Consider the following 19,181-nt stretch of genomic DNA (forward strand, 5'->3'; position numbering starts at 1 on the left):
TCAGTTTCCTCCTTCTACACGGAATATGCTGTCGATATTTCTTACAGAATCGAGCGACTCAATGTCCTGAATCGCTTTTTCAAAGTCTTCCTCGCTTACTTGATGAGTGACCATCATCAATTCACGTTCGCCTTCCTGATCAGTCGAACGCTGGGTGAATTGATCGAAAGAGAGGTCGTATTGGGCAAAAATGTTCGTCAGGTCGTTCAACATGCCTGCCTTGTCATCAACATGGAGACGAATATACTTCTTCGTCAGCTGATCTTTTTTCGCTTTCACTTGCTTAGGGAACTGCGGCTGCACATAGGCTGTACCTGTTGTCCCGAGGCGGATGTTTTTCAATACGGCGATCAAGTCGGCAACAACGGCTGTGGCTGTCGGAAGTTTACCGGCACCCGGTCCGTAAAACATCGTTTCGCCGACGGCATCTCCGTACACATAAACGGCATTAAATTCATCATTAACAGAAGAAAGCGGGTGTTGAATCGGAAGCAATGTCGGCTCGACACTGACCGAAACACCGTTGTGGTTATTTTCCGCAATCCCGATCAGCTTGATGCGATACCCCAGCTCTTCCGCGTAGGTAATATCATCAGAAGAAATGCCGCGTATTCCTTTAATATCAACATCTTCCAGACTGTAAGGCATAGAGAAACCTAAGATTGATAGAATCGTCATCTTTCTAGCCGCATCCAGACCGTCCACGTCAGCCGTCGGGTCGGCTTCTGCGAAACCAAGATCCTGTGCTTCCTTCAAGACGCTGTCAAAGTCCACCCCGTCCTGGGCCATCTTCGTCATAATATAGTTTGTCGTGCCGTTAACGATTCCCATCATCTTTGTAATACGATCGGAGGACAGGCCATCCATGATCGAGCGGATGATTGGAATACCACCGGCCACACTCGCTTCGTAGTACAAGTCACAGTTATGCTTCTGGCACGCTTCGAAAAGCTGCTCACCATGCTGGGCGACAAGATCCTTGTTCGCCGTGACGATGTGTTTTCCGTGTTCAATGGCTTCTAATAATATAGTAAGCGTGTGATCGATCCCACCCATCACCTCTACGATGACATCAATCTCCGGATCTCTCGTAATATCCTGGTACTGATCCGTCAACTGGGTTTCAGCCGGAACCTCGCGGGTTTTTGACATGTCACTGACAAGCACAGACTTAATCGTGACATTACACCCTGTCTTATGTTCAATGCGTTCTTTATGATCGCGGAGGATCTCAATCACTCCACTTCCGACCGTTCCAAGTCCTAGTAGTCCTACGGTAATGGCTTTATTCATCGTTCACACTCCTTGTCTACTTGAAATAAACATTATTCTTTGTATAAAGGACATTGTAACGGAAAGGAAATTGAAGCACAAGACCGAATTATCCGACGATTTAACCTTCCATATAATGTATGACCTGGTACACCAGAAAATGGAAGGTGTATTTTGAATATTCCTCCTATCTAAAAGAATCCACCGGCTGAATGGATAGATAAAGTCGTGATTCTTCAGTTAGTAGATGAACTTTTACAATAAATTAACAAAACTAGAAAAAATCATTTTGTAAGCTGTTTTCACAAAGAAAAGGGCGTTTTTATAAACCTTTTGAGTGGAAAATCGTTTTCTTCGAACTATTCATTGTAAAAAAATAGAAATGCAAACAAGCGAAAAATATAGGATATATTGACTAATAATGGAAGGTACATTATAACTAAATGGGACAGATGAGGAGGTGAAACAGTCAGTGACTATTCTTACACAACAGGGAATGCAAGGAGTGTTATTATTATCCAAGAATCTTGAAGTCTATGATGAATACGTAAGGAGACTTATGAAAGAATGGGGAATATATGGACGCGAAGATGAATTTATAAGAGAAGGAAGAGAAACCGTCTACCGCATCCATAAAGAGAAGAAAGAGACGATGGATATAGATATATGTATAGAGATAAGAAAAGATCTGCTAAAATTTTTTCCCTCAGATTAACTCATTATAAGGAACAAAAGAAAGAAGGCCGCTAGCTTCCACAGCGGCCTTCTTTCTTTTGGAAGTGATAGGATGACCAGGTCATACAAATATTCCCAACATACAGTCCGCAAGAGAACAGTATTAAAAGTGGAATTCATTTATTGGAAATAAAAGGTGTACCAGGTCATACAGATATTTCCATAATAGAAACATCCTACTTAAATGTTACAATATTAGATGAAGTTACATAGTTTATTTGCTTTCGGTGTAAAAAGGGAAGAAAAGTAAAAGATTTCTATCTAAATGCGCCGAAAAAACAGGATTTCCACCAAATAATGGCGAATGAAAAGAACTAGAGAAGAACGAGTTGGAATGTGAATGATAGACTTCTACTCATACAAAATGGCTTCCCTAAATCGCTAGAGAAAAATAATCACGAAGGAGTGTTGTGCATGTGGAAAAATGATTACAACCGTTGGAAAGAATTTACCGAACTTGATGCTGATCTTGCATCAAAGCTGGAAGAACTAACATCAGATGAACAATCTTTGGAAGATGCTTTCTACAAGAACCTGGAATTCGGGACAGGTGGAATGCGCGGAAAGCTCGGACCAGGAACAAACCGCATGAACATCTACACCGTGAGAAAAGCGGCCGAAGGCCTGGCCACCTATGTCAATGACCAGGGCTTGTCCAACAGGGGCGTAGCGATTGCTTATGACTCCCGTTATATGTCCAAGGAGTTCGCAGTAGAGACTGCTCGTGTCCTTGGCCACCACGGCATTCCTTCTTACGTATTCACGTCCCTAAGACCGACGCCGGAATTATCCTTTGCTGTCCGCCACTTGAACGCAGCAGCAGGCGTTGTCGTAACGGCGAGCCACAACCCTCCGGAATACAATGGTTTCAAAGCCTACAACGAAGACGGCGGTCAACTTCCTCCTGAGCAGGCGGAAATCATGATCGATTTTGTAAACAAAGTGGAAAACGAATTGAAGGTCGAAGCGGCTGATCAACAAGAGCTGGAAGAACAGGGACTGCTTCGCTGGATTGATGAGGAAGTCGATGAGGCTTATCTTGAAGCATTGAAAGGTGTTACAGTCCAGCCGGATATTCAAAAGGATCTATCCCTCGTGTTCACGCCACTGCACGGTACGGCTCGTGATCTTGTTGAAAAAGGGCTGCAGCAGAGTGGGTTCACGTCCATTCACATCGTTGAGGAACAAGCGAAGCCGGATCCTGAATTTTCTACCGTTGCCTCTCCGAACCCTGAGGAGCATCAGGCTTTTGAGATGGCGATTGATCAAGGAAAAGCTATTGGAGCTGACTTGCTGATGGCGACAGACCCGGATGCCGACCGCCTCGGAATTGCTGTCCCTAACGAGAAAGGGGAATATGTCGTCCTCACAGGGAACCAGACAGGTGCCCTTTTATTGGATTACATTCTTGGTCAATCCGAACAACTGCCAAAAAACGGACTTTTGATCAAAACGATCGTAACCTCTGAATTCGGCCGGGTCATCGCTAACTCCTACGGCATCCGTTCCCTCGACACGCTGACAGGCTTCAAGTTCATCGGGGAAAAAATCCGTGAATATGAACAAAGTGGAGAGCACACGTTCATGTTCGGTTATGAGGAAAGTTACGGGTATCTGGTTAAAGACTTTGCTCGTGACAAAGACGCTGTCCAGGCGGCTGTCCTTGCAGCAGAAGTTGGCGCACACTGGAAGAATCAAGGCAAAACGTTACTGGATGCCCTTGATGAGTTATATGAAAAACACGGCTACTTCCTTGAAGATCTTCAGTCCATGAAGCTGGAAGGAAAGTCAGGAACTGAACAAATCAAGGCAATTATGGACGACTTCCGTAACGCTGAAATTAAAGAAGCAGGTGGAAAGAAAGTCGTGGCTATTGAAGATTATGCAACGACCCTTCGTAAACATGTCCAGGACGGAACCGAAGAGGAAATCGACCTTCCGACGTCCAATGTCGTCAAGTTCATCCTTGAGGACGACTGCTGGTTCTGCCTGCGCCCGTCAGGTACAGAACCGAAAATCAAGTTTTATTACGGTGTAAAATCCGGTACAAGAAAAGAAAGTGAAGAGCTGCTGGCCGCTGTAAAAGCAACCGTTAACGAACGCTTGCATGCGCTTATCTAAATTGTTGAAACTCCATCCTGCGGGATGGAGTTTTTTATTATGGGTTTAAATGAAGTCGCCATTGTGCTCAGCTGGGTCGTTATCCATCCAGGAACAATCGCTCCGCAATAATACCTTTCAAAAAGCCGAACCCCAAAGCCCATTCCATATTAATCGCTTTCATTTTGTTGACAAATACGCGATAATAGAATAAAATACTGAAAATTCAGATTTAATGAAAAAGGGGTGGGCCCATGTTGAACATAAAAATGCTTAAGCCATACTATGTTAAAGAAGACAAACGCTTCATTCGAGTCGTTCTAGCCTACCAGTACTTTTCGCTACTCATTGATAACGAGTTGTATCAGTTCATCCCGATGGAATCAAGAGAAATTATAATCGACCGCAATCGTCAACGGGTGCATAACGTTTTCGATATATTCGTCTTCCAGCGGGGCAAGAAAATGGTTTATGTTTCTGTCTCCGATTTACTGCAACTGCCTGAGTTTATCTCGCACCTTCATTCGATTGTGTCGCCGTATTATGAAGAGGGGATCGAAATTAGTCAGCAATCATCTAAAGAAGTGAAGGAAATCATCCGTGAATTAGAAAAAGATAACCTTCGACGCCTCATCGACAAGGCGATCGATCAACATGATGAAGACGCCTTCCGTCTTCTCACTGAAAAATGGAATAACATGTACACATGAAAACACCCAGGTGTGAATTCAATCATGCCTGGGTATTTATTTCTATACTTTATTCGTCAAAAAAATACAACATCTTTATTCGGCTTATCAAAAACTATCTGAAAAATGTGAAATTTAAGTGATAATAGTTCAATTGAATTCTAGATTTATCCATTATAATAATACATATAACAAGGACAAAGTTCTACGAGCATTGATTGTACTGGCGAAGGCCATTCCTCAAGCTCTGCTCATCGAATTGACCATTAGGGGAGGTTGACCGGATGGAAACGCTGCCTAGAGAACGGAAGTTGGATGAAGAATGGGTGTTTTTATTGAAAGAAGCGAAAGCCATGGGGTTAAGTAAAGATGAGGTTAAAAACTTTTTAAAACAACAATCTAAATCAGCCAAAACGGTCTGACATCCTTTACTTGAAAGGGTGTTCTTTTTTTGCCATGATAGAGAAGTACTAAGCATAAAGAAGGGGCAGGAAGAGAGGTCCTTATGACAAAATATGAGTTAATGAACTTGTTGAAAGATTGTTCGATCACTATGAACATCCCTGTGTTAATGTTTAATGAAAGAAATAAGATGATCTACCATTATCCGGAACATTTTCAAAAGCCACCCAAAGCTCTTAGGAGTATACATAAAACCTATATCAATGAGTGTAGAAAGCATCCCTTTACCATGCAAGTGTACACAGATCATTATTATCAACATCTTCTCTTATACCCTTATGTAGATGAAAATAAAAAGAGCCTGGTGATTGGCATTGGTCCCTTTGTTCAACAGGAAGTAAGCCATAAACATGTAAGGATGAACCTTATTATGAACGATTTGGATGCTGGGTTGGAGGAACCATTTGTCGAGTATCTTGCTCAACTTCCGATGCTGAATCAATCACAGGTAAGCGCGCTTAAACGATTGATGAACCAACTATTACCGAAGCAGAGAAAAAAGGTGACGGGGAGTATGGAACAGGCGAAAATCCATAAGCAGTATCAGTCCTTCACCCAAACGCTATCTTCGTATCCTGAGACGATAGCAACCAAACAAAAATTCTTCGAGTTATTTAAAAATGGTCAAGATGAAGCCATCGAAGTTTACGAAAAGCTCCGAGAGAAAACATTAAACGGAAAAGACCTCCGCCATCATAAAAATCAAATGATTCGTTGGATTTCTGAACTAGGGCATGTATGCATGGAAAAAGGTGCCCAGCAGGATGAAGTGGATTCTCTAAGTGATTTTTATATCAATTTCTTAGAATCTCAGGGAACAGAAGAAGATCTGAAAGCCTTAGAAATGAACATCCTTAAATCGTTTTTGGAGCGGATACAGAAGAATGGTGAACGAAGGATGTATTCTCCCTTGGTGGAAAGAACGCAGAAATACATTTTCCAAAACTTAACCAAAGATTTGACCTTGAAAGGAATCGCTGAAGCTCTTAATGTTAATCCGAATTATCTCTCTGGAGTCTTTACAAAAGAAAAAGGGATTTCTATTACTCAGTTTATTAATCAACAACGGATAAAAGAGGCGAAAGAATTACTATGTATCACTCATCATTCCCTTATGGATATCAGTACGTTACTCGGATATAACAGTCAGAGCTATTTTACACGAGTGTTTAAAAGTATCGAAGGCATCGGGCCGAAAGAGTTTAGAAATAAATACAGAGTTTATGAGGAATAAAAAGACGGATCATCATTCGTCTTTTTTTTATGTTCGTTTGCTGCCAAGGAAGGGCAGCAAGCTCCAAGGATGGTTTCTTATTACTTAAACCCATTGTTTGAACGTTCTCATTAAAGAAAAGATGAGGCTTGAGTAACAGAGGTTTCATTAGAAAATATAAAGGTAAGGAAATATAACTGTTTCTTTTAATGAATAAAAGCATTATAATATTCTTAATAGAGAACAATTGTGGTATAGGAAACCAATTATTGGCCAGGAAAGCGAGGTAAAGCAATGACCCCTATCGGTGAGAAGATACGCATGCTAAGAATGGGGAAAAATCTATCAGTCAATGAGTTTGCAAAAAAGTCCGGGGTGTCGAAATCCTACATTAGCAATATTGAGCGCGGCGTCCAAGCCAATCCTTCGCTTATTGTGATGGGGAAACTGGCGAAAACTCTTGACGTTTCATTGGAAGAATTATTAACTCATAAGTATGCCCGTGTGGAAGATGATGAGGAAAAGGTGTGAAGTGAGTAGAGTGCGATTCCATTTTTATAAAAGAACCACCCAGTGGATGGATAAGAGAGGAGGAGGATGGTGAGAAATAAGATCATGTTCACAAGAGAAGCTGCTCGAAGGAACATTTATTCCATTCCTCTTCCACCTTTGCACGCTCAGTCTGATGAATGGCTGAATTTGAATGCCGTCGTATCTCACTATTCACAGCTACGTCTAAAACCCGGGTGGAACTTGCTGAGAAAAGAGGGTCATATATACGTAGAAAATCAGGAAAAAGAAATCGCAGGAGCGGAATGGACGGATGGAATTATAGGGGATGATTCACCGCTTTTTTATCTGCAGGCGGCTGTATGCGATCATCATCTCAATGAATACAGCATCCATAAAACATCAGTGATTGAAGAAGCAATCATAGATGACGCCTACGTGAGGGGCTTGGATCTACTTGGACAATGGGACTTCGGGGACATCAAAAGAAGTCTCAACCCCATCTTTTTCTATGACTCTCTGGATCATCCCGCTGTGATTTTCTTTACTTTTCACCGGGAAGGAAAGAGGTTCCTGCAAAAGCATATTCATCGTTTCAGCAAACGCAGTTATAGACTTAAAGTTCTTCACAAGACATGGATGACAAATGAATAAGGAAAAACAGAACCTGACGAGCGTCTGATCCCGGCCCGTCAGGTTTTTCTTTGTGTATTATCGCTTCCTGTACAACTACCCACACGGGTGTTAGGAGTAAATCATATTATATTCTGACAAATTTTATTTTATTTTGTAGAAAAATAGTATAGTATAAGAGAAAGATTGAATTATTTAACATATTTCCCCGGAAATAATCATATTTTGAAACTTTTTTGATGCTGAAACGTCTAATAGGATAAGAGATACATAGATGTACAGCCAGAAAAAGTCGTTTAGTGACGAACATTTAAGTAAATAGAAGATATAAAGAATCAATTAGAAAAGGTGGGGAGCATGGATAATTTAAAGGATGTTTTGCAGAACATTATTCAAAAGACGGAAGACGCCGAACTGCTTACTTCAAGGGATGTTATCGATCATTTGATTGAACAACTTCAGCAATAGAAGAAAAGCATCGCCACATTGGACAAGGTGAGCGGTGTTTTTTGTGTGCACATGTACATAAGGGAACTCTTAACCTCCACCTATCTATGTTATAATTTTAACCGCCTAGAGGAAACTTAAGATGTAAGTGAGGATTAATATGAATATTTATATAGACATAATCATTGCAATCGTATTATCAATGGCTGTGAGTTTCATTCTTGTATTTCCAGTTATGAAACTTGCGGTGAAATGGAAGATGATGGATTACCCTGAAATGAGGAAGATCCACAAGGAAATTACTCCGCGGATGGGTGGTCTTGCCATCTTTGGAGGAGCTGCGGCTGGTATGCTTTATATTCGCCCGGACCTTCCTTATCTGGTCCCTATTTGTATTGGTGCATTCATTATCGTTCTGACGGGTCTTCTTGATGACCGCTATCAGATCCGGCCTTTATTTAAACTTTTGGGTCAAGTTTCGGCTGCAGGTGTTCTTATCTTTTCTGGCCTGAAGATTGATGTGCTGAGTATTCCGTTTATCGGAATGGTGTCCTTCAGTGATCCGATCAGTATCATTTTTACGTTCCTTTGGATTATTGGAATCACCAACGCTATTAATCTGATTGATGGATTGGATGGGCTCGCTGCAGGTGTTTCCACCATCTCATTAATTAGTATTGCCGTGATGGCACTGGCGATTGAGCCTCAAGTAGCCATTGTATATTTGTGCGTTGTTTTAATCGGAAGCAATATCGGTTTCTTATTCCACAACTTTCACCCTGCCTCTATTTATATGGGGGATACGGGTTCATTGTTTCTCGGTTACTCCATGGCCGTCATTTCGATGGTCGGATTGTTTAAAAATGTGACCTTATTCAGTTTTGTCATTCCAATCATTGTGTTAGCCATCCCTGTTTTTGATACGTTGTTCTCGATTGTGAGGAGACTGATCAATAAGCAGAAAATTATGATGCCGGACAATAAACACATCCATTATCAAATCTTGGAAGCAGGATTCAGTCATAGAGCTACGGTCTTGATCATCTATGCGTTCAGTGCCGTTTTCGGCCTGCTTGCGTTATTGTTCTCGCTGACATCGTTTGGGATCTCGTTGATTATTACCTTTGTCATTCTTTTCTTACTCCATCTGTTTGCGGAGATGACAGGAGTCGTATATCGAGGGAAACGTCCTGTGATCGGGCTGTTTTCTAAGACGCAAAGAGAGAAAGATCGAGATAAATCATAAAAAAAGAAGCTCGCTGACGCGGATTGTCAGCGAGCTTCTTTTTTAATAGGAGTCCACATCCCCCGGGGTGATGAACCATTGGTCGGCATCGTCCATCGAACTTAGAGAAGGATTGATTGCCTTTCCGACGAGTGGCATAGGACTATCTTTATGAATGAATCCGTCTTGTTTTAAAGTGCTGGCGGCAAGCGTGTGTGGCAACGCCCAGGATTGAATCACGTCTGTATCTTTTAATTCAGTCCGGGCCGCAGCTAAAAGGACCGGCCATAACTTTTCATCTTCAGCGAGCCAATCCACCAGCATACCATTTTCAAAGGAACCGGAAATTTGGTGCGTGACCACATAACCGACCAATCGGCGGTCTTCATAGATTCCCATCATTTTGTACTGGTGCTCGGGATGGTCAAAGTAACGGTAATTTAAATATGCGGCATCCCTGACAACCAAGCCTTGTTCGGCGTGCTTTGACCTCTCAGCTAACTGATCAAATTCTTGCTCGCAACGCTTCACTTCTTTCATTTCATACCCATCTGTATGATATTTCGATTTTTTAAACGATTGAAAGATCCGGTCCAAAGGTTTAAAGATGGAAAGAGGGGAGAACTTGGATGCGAGCAAATGGATCGGTCTCTGGATCAACATCCAGCGTGGCATGTCTGTCAGATGACTCGCCCCTGTGTATCGTAAAAATAGCTCCTTCGCTTTGGGAGCTGGGAATCCATATAAATAGTCAATTCCATCTTGCTTCGCTTCTACTAACAGCGCATCATTCAGCTTTTTATAAATTCCTTTTCCGCGCGCATCCGGGTCTACCATTGTATCCACACGAAGGCCTACCTTTTTCTTTTCACCGTTCAAGTAAGCATCTGTCACCCACAAGCTGATATGACCGAGGATTTGATTGTCTTCCTCGAATACAAGAATAAAGGGGCGCTCCTGTTTAGGATTCTCTATGAATTTCCATTTCCACACAGCCAATGGCCGTGGATGGTTGAATGTTTTCCTGAAAAGGGTCTGAATTTGGTCTTCGTCTCCCTTATGATAGCGTCGAACTGTCATCATGTGTCGTCCTTTCTTTGTTAAAGCATACTTCATAAGAGTATATCAAAAAAAATGATCACCCGCGCATGACCAATTCATTACAAGTTTTTGACTTTTCATTTAAGATTGAACGCAGGAATAGCGCACTTGAAATGAATCAGATATAATGAATGTTGGAGAGTATTGGCTTTCTTTGTCGACCATGTCATTAATTCGTTCAATGGTCCACGATGACAATACCCGCCCAATGCCTCCGGATATTCCTACATGAAGGGGAAATGAAGGCCTTCTCCTGTTCGAGTTATGTTTGCTTGTTTTACTTGAAATGACGTTTAAAGGAACAAGCAGGACGGGAAGAGGGAAAGGGATGAAAATTGTCGTGGTCTATCATAAATGGAACAAAACGTCATAAAGCTTCAATTTTAACGAATGATATAAAGAAAAGTACGAACGGAAAGATGTATAAATAAAACTTTTATGAAAATAGATGTCTACGAAGTTGTAGGTGGAAGAGAAAGGGAGTTATGTTGTATGAAAAAGTCACTTTGTGTGGTTGGATTAGGCTATATCGGTCTTCCGACTTCCGTCATGTTTGCCATTCACGGTCATAAAGTCCATGGAGTGGATGTCAATCAAAGAGCTGTGGAAATGATCAATGCGAAACAGCTTCATATAGAAGAGAACGGACTGCAGGAGCGCTTGGAGGAAGCGGTGGATGCCGGGAATTTCAAAGCATCTATGGAACCGACGGAAGCGGATGTTTTCGTCATTGCTGTTCCATCCCCGATCAAGGAAGATAAAACAGCCAACCTTGATTATGTCCGCAAAGCAACAGAAGCCATTGTTCCTTTTGTGAAAGAAGGGAACTTAGTTATTCTTGAATCCACAGTGCCTCCGCGTACCGTTGAAGACGTAATGCTTCCTGTACTTGAGAAAACCGGCCTTGAAATCGGGAAGCAGCTGTTCGTTTCGCATTCACCGGAGCGTGTCATTCCAGGGAAGGTCTTTCAGGAGCTCGTAGATAACGACCGGATCGTCGGCGGTATTAATGAAGAGTCCTCTCAAATGACCAAAGAGTTGTACGAGTCCTTTGTAAAAGGAAATATCCATTTGACGGATGCTACAACGGCTGAAATGGCGAAGGTGATTGAAAACACGTACCGCGATGTGAATATTGCTTTTGCCAATGAGCTTGCGATGATCAGCGACCGCATCGGAGTGAACTCCTGGGAAGCGATTAAGCTTGCCAATTATCACCCGCGTGTCAATATTCATACACCTGGACCTGGTGTAGGGGGACACTGTATTGCCGTTGATCCTTGGTTCCTTGCAGAGCTTCAGCCCGATCTTTCACAAATCATCCAACTGTCCCGCAATACGAACGATAACATGCCTGTCTACACAGCGGATCAAGTGGAGAAATTGATGAAAGATCAATTCATCCAGGGTCCGAAGGTGGCCCTTTTCGGACTGTCTTTCAAAGCGAACATTGATGATCATCGTGAGAGTCCTTCCTTGAAGGTGATTCTGGAACTGGTAGAGCGGGGAATCAGCTTTACAACCTATGATCCTCACATTAAAGAGAACATCGCATCCAATCAGACGCAGGATATGGAAGAAGCATTGGAAGGAGCCGACATTCTTGTAGTGTTGACGGATCATGATGAATTCAAAGCTCTCACCCCTGCCTCGATCAAGGAGAAAATGAGCAATCGCGTCGTGCTCGATACAAAAAATTGCCTGAATCTTGACCACTGGAAAGAAGCCGGGTTTGTGACGAAGCGTCTCGGCGATTCCAAGAATGTGTAAAAAGGTGACGATATGAAGGAACAGTTTTTAGGTGTGGATGTCAGTAGTCATTCATACGAACAGTTAAAGAAAAATGTCATAGATGACATCAATCATAAAAGACAGTCATTCATCGTAGCCATCAATCCGGAGAAGATTTTGAAAGCTCAGGAGGATGAGAGTTTAAAGAACCTCTTAAACAAAGCGACTTACCAGATTCCTGATGGTGTTGGGGTGCTTGTTGCTTCCCGCTTGAAAAAAGGGAACATTAAAGAACGCGTAACGGGGATTGATATGCTGTTGACGCTTTGTGAACAGGCGAAGGAGCATGATAAATCAGTTTTCCTTTACGGGGCGAAGCCTGGGATCGCAGAAGAAGCGAAAGACGAACTGGTTCGCAAATACCCAGGGTTGAAAATCGCCGGGGTATTGGACGGATATGAGAAAGATGAACAAAAAGTCATACAGACGATCAATGAATCACAGGCGGATATTCTATTCGTAGCCCTCGGCAGTCCAAAGCAGGAATATTGGATTGTGGATCATATGAATGAGTTGAATGTAAGCATCTTTCAGGGTGTGGGTGGATCATTTGATGTCATTTCAGGAAGAATCAAGAGAGCACCGGATTTCTTCCTGCGCTTTGGTTTGGAGTGGTTGTACAGGCTCATTGCTGAACCGTGGCGGATAAAAAGGCAGATTAAACTTCCTGCCTTCCTATTGAAAGTATGGCGAGATAAATAAAAAAGAGCAGCTGCAAAAGCAGCTGCTCTTTTTTGTGTAGACATTTACTAGTCACCCTTGCTTCCTCTCCACATCTTTAGACCTTATCCCTCCTACATCTAGTACAATCTTTCCAGGAAAGACCTGATACTTTTGTACGGAATAAAGGAAAAAGTGGAAAAGTTGGCAAAGCAACGGTTGTTAGTTACATTTGCGTTATATATAATTACATATTGTAATTAGAATGACTAATTTCGACATAATTATCCCAAATCATTTATAAATTGATAAAAATTTCCGGGTGTGTTCAACAATCTTCTTGAATCGTCCGATATTACATATAGGAAGAGATTCTTCTAATCTTTGAGATCGTTTGATAAGAATCTATGATGTTTCCATTGGGTGCTTGTTCAATTTCATCTATAACTATACCTGTCTATACTTATCCTACAATTACACTACCCGATTTAAAGTAAACTAAAACTTACATAAAACAACCCGAGAAGAACATCGATCGCATGCTTTAAAAAAGATGAGGTGATTAGCAAAAGAAAAATTAAAGGAAATGACTTTCCAGATTAATCGTTTTCAAGGAAAACTATGAAAATATAACCCTATTAGGAGGCTATTATGAAAAGACTGTATATGTTGCTGTTTTTTGCGCTTTTTACTCTTTTTGTTCTTTACCCGGCGGCGGAAGCGAGTGCGGAGAAGACTGTTGTTATTGACCCGGGGCACGGTGGAAGATTCTCAGGTACAACGGGTTATTCTGGAGGATCTACTGGTTATTATGAAAAGCACTTCAACTTGGAAGTCGGAAAAAAGCTATATGATGCTTTAGAAGCGAGAGGTTACAACGTACATATAACACGCACAAGTGACAGCCATTTCGCCTATGGTTTGCATGATGACCTGCAGGCAAGAGTGGATTTCGCGGATCAATCGGCAAATGGTGATCATGATAATGCGATATTTCTCTCTCTTCATTCAAATGCTCTACCATCAAACCCTTACATGAGAGGGTATGAAACCTATTACTTCGATATGAACAACATAAGCACGACCTACGCACCATCTCCAGAACAAATTGAATATGCACCGGAAAGTAAACGTCTGGCACAAACGATGCACCGGCATATTCTGGACGGAACGCCACTGGGAGAAGGTCGTGGTATGGTTCCAAGTAACCTATACGTAACAAGAAATGCTGTCATGCCGGCAGCTTTGTTGGAGTTTGGCTACATGTCGAACCCAACAGAAGAAAAGCTCATCAAAACGGATAGCTTTCAGGAAAAAGCAGTCCAATCCGTGACTGAAGCGGTCGATAGCTATTTCAGCGTCTATGAAGTATTCAACCACGAAGGTGAGAAAGTTAAACTGACAAGCGAAAAAGAAGAAGCGATCAGCCATGCGAAAAACATGGAGTACGCTTATGTTTTTGACAAGTATCAGCAAAAAGTCATCTATGAAAATACGAGTAAACGATATGGCGTCTACCATAAGACGGACCAATCGAAAGACCGTTTATTTATGTCTCGAGACGAAGCGGTCGCGTTTGCAAAGAATTCAAGTGATGTGAGAGTTGTAGATAACGAACAAGGAGAAGTGATCTGGTCGGATTACTTAGCCAAAGCTTATGAGGTCAAGCACTCTTCTCAAGGAGTATTGAAAGAGACCCACAGCTTAGAAGGAGCCCTGGATTACGCGGGGGATTGGAGAAATACAGCGGTTATCGATAAAGAAAACGATGAAGTCATTTGGAGTAATTATTTAAGTGAAGACTTCGAAGTCGTTCACTCAGAAAAAGGTGTGCTGAACACTTTCTATCGTGAGGAAAAAGCGATCGCCTATGCGAAAGAATGGAAGAATACGAAGGTCATAAACCGGACTACAGAAGAAGTTCTATGGGACAACAGCTCTAAAGACTATCAGTATATGTTCAACACAACGGAACTCGCCGGGAAAGATCGTATAAAGACGGCTATTGAAGTCTCTAAGAGCCTTTACCCGAATGGTTTTGATAAAGATGGAGAGCGGACCGTTGTTCTAGCGACTGCGTTTGAGTTTGCGGACGCCCTTTCTGCAGGGCCGCTGGCAGCTGAACTTGGCAATGCGCCTATCCTGTTAAATCGTGACGACCGTCTCGATCCTGCTGTCGTGGAAGAACTGAAACGACTGAACGCAAACAAAGTGGTCATTCTTGGTGGAACTAATGCCATCTCTGAAAAAGTTCAAGATGAATTAAACAATCTCTTTTCTGTCGAACGTATTTCAGGTAAGGATCGAATTCAGTCCAATTTAGAAATCAACAATCGTTTGTCTGATGTAGAGGGAGTATTTGTGGCCTCAAGTACAAGCTTCCCTGATGCACTTGAAGCATCTTCTGTAGCAGCAGCCAACGGATGGGCGATTGTTTTGACAGATCAGGAGAAAATCACGGAAGAAAGTCTACAGTTCCTTCATGGAAAAGAAGTAGCCATTCTTGGTGGAACGGCGGTTGTTTCTGAAGAAGTGGAAGAGACATTGATTGAACGTAACGGTGGAGATCGCGTGGTCCGCCTGTCCGGCATAAACCGTTACGAAACAGTAGCGGCAACGATTGACTACTTCAAGGATGATATGCGTTCTGGCACCATGCTTGTAGCTACTGGCCGTAATTATCCTGATGCTTTGACGGCATCCGCCATTTCAGCCCGCACGAAAGCACCACTTGTATTAGTAGGAAACGACTTGAACCCAGAGCTTCAAAAAACATTGAGCTGGTATGGAACTGAAAATGTTGTTCAAGATCTCCGCGTCATTGGAGGAGTCGTTGACAACGCTCAACGTGATGAAATCGCTGGTTACCTCAAATAAGAATGCATCCTGGATACAGCAAAGGAGAGGTGTCGATGAAGAAACTGTTAACCATCATGCTGTCCGTCGCTTTTATTTTAAGCGCCTGTGCAGCAGATGTGGATCCGGAAAGCTTGGAAAATGACCAGGCCGATCAGGGTACATCTGAAGCGTCTGCAGAGTCTGAAGAACAACCGGCAGAGGCTGAGAAAACCGAGGATCCTGAAAGCGTAGAAAATGAAAGCGAAAGTAAGGAACAAGAAGAAGAGAGCGCGGTTACTACAGAGCCAGAGGATGAGGAAGATAACACAGACTCCGGTGAAGAAGCAGCGAGCGAAGATCCAGCTGTGGAAGCAGAAGAACCAGAGGAAGACACGGTTGAAGCTTCAGCGAATGAAGGTGTTTCTGAAGAAGAAACAAAAGAGGAACAAACGTCAAACGTCGGTTTGAAAGCCTATATGCCTAAAAAGCCGATGACGAAGACATTTATGCAGAATGATGAATATGAAGCCGTTTATGAGATTGTAGATATCCAGGGTAATTATGTTCAGCAAGTCATCACATTCGGGGATATGGTCACACTTCAAGTGCTCCAGTGGACGGAAGGTACGGTATCGGTTGTTTATGAGGAGTTCAACCCAGAAGATACAGCAAGCATGCTGGATGGATTCAAGCCGGTAGAAACGGTAGATGTTCTCATCGATGTCACACAATCAAGCCAATCCGAAAGTTCATTTAAGCTCATTGATGACAAACAGACAACGTCAACACCAGTCCGTGACTTTGAGAACGTATTAGTTGTACAGAAGATAGAAAAAGCGGATTCATCTGGAGCCGAAGTCCGATCTACGTTCCACTATGCCCCGGACTATGGACTGATTAAAGAAAAGATTGAGGACAAAGGAGAGAATGGGTACACCATGAACTCCAAGTTGATTGATATTAAGTAAAATTGCAAAGGACGGTATGGATGTTAAAAAAATTTATTACTTCAACATCAGCGTTGTTAGCCACGAGTCTTTTGCTTCCTGCTGCGATCAGTGCAGAACAATCGGAGACATGGATCGTAGAGGAGAGCAATAAATCTATCCAGTTGAATGAAACGACGGAAGTAAATGTCGTCAGGAATGAACTGGAGACGTCGATCGAAATTGAACAAAATGGACAACCGGTAATAAAAGAAACGGAACAATTGGCAGAAGTTACTGATGTGCATTATGTCGGTGAAGAATCTCTCGTTGTTATCTATAGAGCCGGAGGGTCAGCCAGCAGCTTGTATTTTGATGTCTATCAAGTCAAGCAGGATGGAATAGAAAAAGTCTATGAGTCTCAAAACTATGATCGAGCAACGATCGATATCCAGGAGGACCAACTGGATATCTCCTATCCAGAATATGATGAGGATGACATCAGTACGGAGCCATCGGCCATGCTGAATGATGTTTTTACTATTGAAACTGGTGAGGTGACGAAGCAGGAAGCGCAGGAGAAGTTGACTGCGCAAAGTCTCATCACTACCCAAAGCACTACAGAAGTCGATGAAAAGTATGAGAACCCGAGCTATGCAGAGATCAATCGTATGCTCACGGAAGAAGCGAAGAACTTCGATATCCCTCCTGAAATCGTCAAAGCGATTGCCTTCCAGGAAAGCGGATGGCAGCAATATTGGGATACAGGACGTACACCTGTCGACCATTACGAAAACCAGTGTACCGAAGAGAAAACACGAGGCATGGCCTGGGATGGAACCAACCTGAAACTTGGCTATGATTGCATCGGTATCGGGATCATGCAGGTGTCTGATTACCGTTTCATCACGGATGACCAAGAACGTCAGGAAGAAATTACGAAATTAGCCACAGACATTCGTTACAATATCCGTGAAGGGTTAAAAATTCTTGAAACGAAGTGGAATTATGCCGATCATGATTTAATTCCAACCGTAAACAGTGGAGATCGAGAGGCGATTGAGAACTGGTACTTTGCCATTCTTGCTTATAATGGTCTATCTCAAAGGAACGACCCGATTGCGAACGGATATATTGCGTATCAAGAGAAAATATTCAACCGGATCAAGAGCTATGGATTGCTGAATCTGACACCTTTCCCGACACACAAGCTGAACCCTGATTCAGATGGTCTCCTTTCTTTTGGTGTAGAGAATGTAGACACAGATGGACCTGTGCACACATCCAAGCATTATTTTCGTCCAGGAGAGAAGGTCTATGTAACAGCCGGTAGTTTAAACCTGCGTCAATCTCCGAATGGTCTGGTTCTTACCGGATTGTCCCAGGGTGATGCATTAACCGTCACCGACGTTCCCGTAGGGTCAGACAGTAATACCCAACACTGGATGTGGTACCCGGTTGAAACCGCAGGTGGCGTGAAAGGGTATGTCGCTTCCAGCTACTTGTCCAAAAAACAGGAACCGAACGCGTACCGCCTGTCAGGCATCAATCGATACGAAACGAGTGCAGCTCTTTCAAACTTTGGGTGGCACTGGAACAACCCTGATGTGGCCGTCATCGGACGTGGGGATCTACCGATTGATTCATTAACAGGAAGCGTGCTTGCATCTTATCACGATGCCCCACTTCTTTTGACTCAGACAGATGAACTGCCTGAGACGGTGAACAAAGAATTGAAGCGGATGGACCCTTCGAAGATCTACCTGCTTGGAAGTGAGGCAGCCGTGTCCTCTACTGTCCAAACAGAGTTGGAGAATGAATACGGTGCAGGGAATGTTGTGCGTCTTTCAGGTCAAACTCGATTCGAGACAGCGTATGAAGTCGCTGATGAGTTGAGCAGCAATATCGATGTGGATGAAATTTTCATCACGACATCTGAAGAGACATCTCCAGATGCGTTGTCCATTGCATCCTACGCAGGGCAGGAGCATACACCGATCCTATTGACACTCCCATATCGACTGGAGGACAACATCGTGAAGTTCATTCAGGAACATGGAGTGGAGAAAGCGACGATTATCGGTGGAACAGGAGCTGTCCATCACAAAGTGGAAGAACAGCTGAAATCCGTAGTAAACCAAGTCGAACGTGTCTCCGGCGACGATCGCTACAGCACGAGTGTTCAAATTGCGGAACGTTACTTCAACAACCGCAGGATTGAAGATGTCTTTTTCGCAAGAGGTCAAGTGATCGTAGACGCCCTGGCAGCTTCTCCAATGGCAGCTTCCTATGAGTCCCCGATTATTTTGACAAGAACGGACAATGTACCATCAAGTGTTCGCAAGTATATGCAAGGACTGCCCATCAGTCCGAAACAATATTACCTAGGCGGAGATGCAGCTATTTCAGATGAAACAGCCTTTGAGCTCCTAAAAATCCGCTAACGAACCAAAAACGGCCTTCCTCACGAAGGCCGTTTTTTATTATCTCCTTATGTTTTGCTGTTCTAATAGATGATGTGGTAAATGATTGGGGATTCTTTCTTATTAAATTAAATGCCAGTCTTGTTAGCGAAATTA

At 42.8% G+C, this 19,181-nt stretch carries 15 protein-coding genes; 13 read left to right on the forward strand and 2 right to left on the reverse strand.

Annotated features, from left to right (window positions below; genetic code table 11):
* Complete coding sequence (locus GLW00_RS02935) at positions 1-1,293, reverse strand: homoserine dehydrogenase (protein ID WP_160911066.1); 1,293 nt, start codon at positions 1,291-1,293, stop codon at positions 1-3.
* Positions 1,294-1,744: 451 nt separating this feature from the next.
* On the opposite strand from GLW00_RS02935, the gene GLW00_RS02940 reads away from it, so the two are divergent.
* The 8 genes from GLW00_RS02940 to GLW00_RS02975 all read left to right on the forward strand — a co-directional run bounded on the left by GLW00_RS02940 (position 1,745) and on the right by GLW00_RS02975 (position 9,307).
* The gene (locus GLW00_RS02940; RefSeq protein WP_160911067.1) at positions 1,745-1,987 is read left to right on the forward strand and encodes a hypothetical protein; all 243 of its coding nucleotides are present in this window, start codon (positions 1,745-1,747) and stop codon (positions 1,985-1,987) included.
* 434 nt (positions 1,988-2,421) lie between these two features.
* On the forward strand, positions 2,422-4,128 hold the full coding sequence (locus GLW00_RS02945; protein WP_160911069.1) for a phospho-sugar mutase: 1,707 nt from the start codon (positions 2,422-2,424) through the stop codon (positions 4,126-4,128).
* Between the two features lie 233 nt (positions 4,129-4,361).
* A complete protein-coding gene (locus GLW00_RS02950) occupies positions 4,362-4,817 on the forward strand; it encodes an IDEAL domain-containing protein (RefSeq protein WP_160911071.1) in 456 nt (151 codons plus the stop codon).
* A gap of 263 nt (positions 4,818-5,080) precedes the next feature.
* Entirely contained in the window at positions 5,081-5,218 is a 138-nt protein-coding gene (locus tag GLW00_RS02955) for an anti-repressor SinI family protein (RefSeq protein WP_160911073.1), read from the forward strand.
* Positions 5,219-5,301: 83 nt separating this feature from the next.
* On the forward strand, positions 5,302-6,492 hold the full coding sequence (locus tag GLW00_RS02960; protein ID WP_160911075.1) for a helix-turn-helix domain-containing protein: 1,191 nt from the start codon (positions 5,302-5,304) through the stop codon (positions 6,490-6,492).
* Between the two features lie 273 nt (positions 6,493-6,765).
* The gene (locus GLW00_RS02965; protein WP_160911077.1) at positions 6,766-7,002 is read left to right on the forward strand and encodes a helix-turn-helix domain-containing protein; all 237 of its coding nucleotides are present in this window, start codon (positions 6,766-6,768) and stop codon (positions 7,000-7,002) included.
* 69 nt (positions 7,003-7,071) lie between these two features.
* The gene (locus GLW00_RS02970; protein WP_160911079.1) at positions 7,072-7,635 is read left to right on the forward strand and encodes a hypothetical protein; all 564 of its coding nucleotides are present in this window, start codon (positions 7,072-7,074) and stop codon (positions 7,633-7,635) included.
* Positions 7,636-8,221: 586 nt separating this feature from the next.
* Positions 8,222-9,307 carry an MraY family glycosyltransferase gene (locus GLW00_RS02975; protein ID WP_160911081.1) on the forward strand — a complete coding sequence of 362 codons (1,086 nt, stop codon included), beginning with the start codon at positions 8,222-8,224 and terminating at the stop codon, positions 9,305-9,307.
* A gap of 42 nt (positions 9,308-9,349) precedes the next feature.
* Here the strand turns inward: GLW00_RS02975 and GLW00_RS02980 are convergent, their stop codons facing one another.
* Positions 9,350-10,366: a GNAT family N-acetyltransferase gene (locus GLW00_RS02980; RefSeq protein WP_160911083.1), complete on the reverse strand. Its 1,017-nt coding sequence runs from the start codon at positions 10,364-10,366 to the stop codon at positions 9,350-9,352.
* 513 nt (positions 10,367-10,879) lie between these two features.
* On the opposite strand from GLW00_RS02980, the gene GLW00_RS02985 reads away from it, so the two are divergent.
* From GLW00_RS02985 to GLW00_RS03005, 5 genes are all read left to right on the forward strand, one after another.
* Entirely contained in the window at positions 10,880-12,157 is a 1,278-nt protein-coding gene (locus GLW00_RS02985) for a nucleotide sugar dehydrogenase (RefSeq protein ID WP_160911085.1), read from the forward strand.
* 12 nt (positions 12,158-12,169) lie between these two features.
* Positions 12,170-12,880 carry a WecB/TagA/CpsF family glycosyltransferase gene (locus tag GLW00_RS02990; RefSeq protein ID WP_160911087.1) on the forward strand — a complete coding sequence of 237 codons (711 nt, stop codon included), beginning with the start codon at positions 12,170-12,172 and terminating at the stop codon, positions 12,878-12,880.
* Positions 12,881-13,489: 609 nt separating this feature from the next.
* Positions 13,490-15,715: a cell wall-binding repeat-containing protein gene (locus tag GLW00_RS02995; RefSeq protein ID WP_160911089.1), complete on the forward strand. Its 2,226-nt coding sequence runs from the start codon at positions 13,490-13,492 to the stop codon at positions 15,713-15,715.
* Between the two features lie 35 nt (positions 15,716-15,750).
* Positions 15,751-16,644 carry an ICP22 family protein gene (locus GLW00_RS03000; protein WP_160911091.1) on the forward strand — a complete coding sequence of 298 codons (894 nt, stop codon included), beginning with the start codon at positions 15,751-15,753 and terminating at the stop codon, positions 16,642-16,644.
* Between the two features lie 20 nt (positions 16,645-16,664).
* A complete protein-coding gene (locus GLW00_RS03005; RefSeq protein ID WP_160911092.1) occupies positions 16,665-19,046 on the forward strand; it encodes a cell wall-binding repeat-containing protein in 2,382 nt (793 codons plus the stop codon).
* The last annotated feature ends 135 nt before the right edge of the window (positions 19,047-19,181 follow it).

Origin of the sequence: Halobacillus litoralis (assembly GCF_009856445.1) — a bacterium.
Classification (GTDB): Bacteria; Bacillota; Bacilli; order Bacillales; family Halobacillaceae; genus Halobacillus; species Halobacillus litoralis.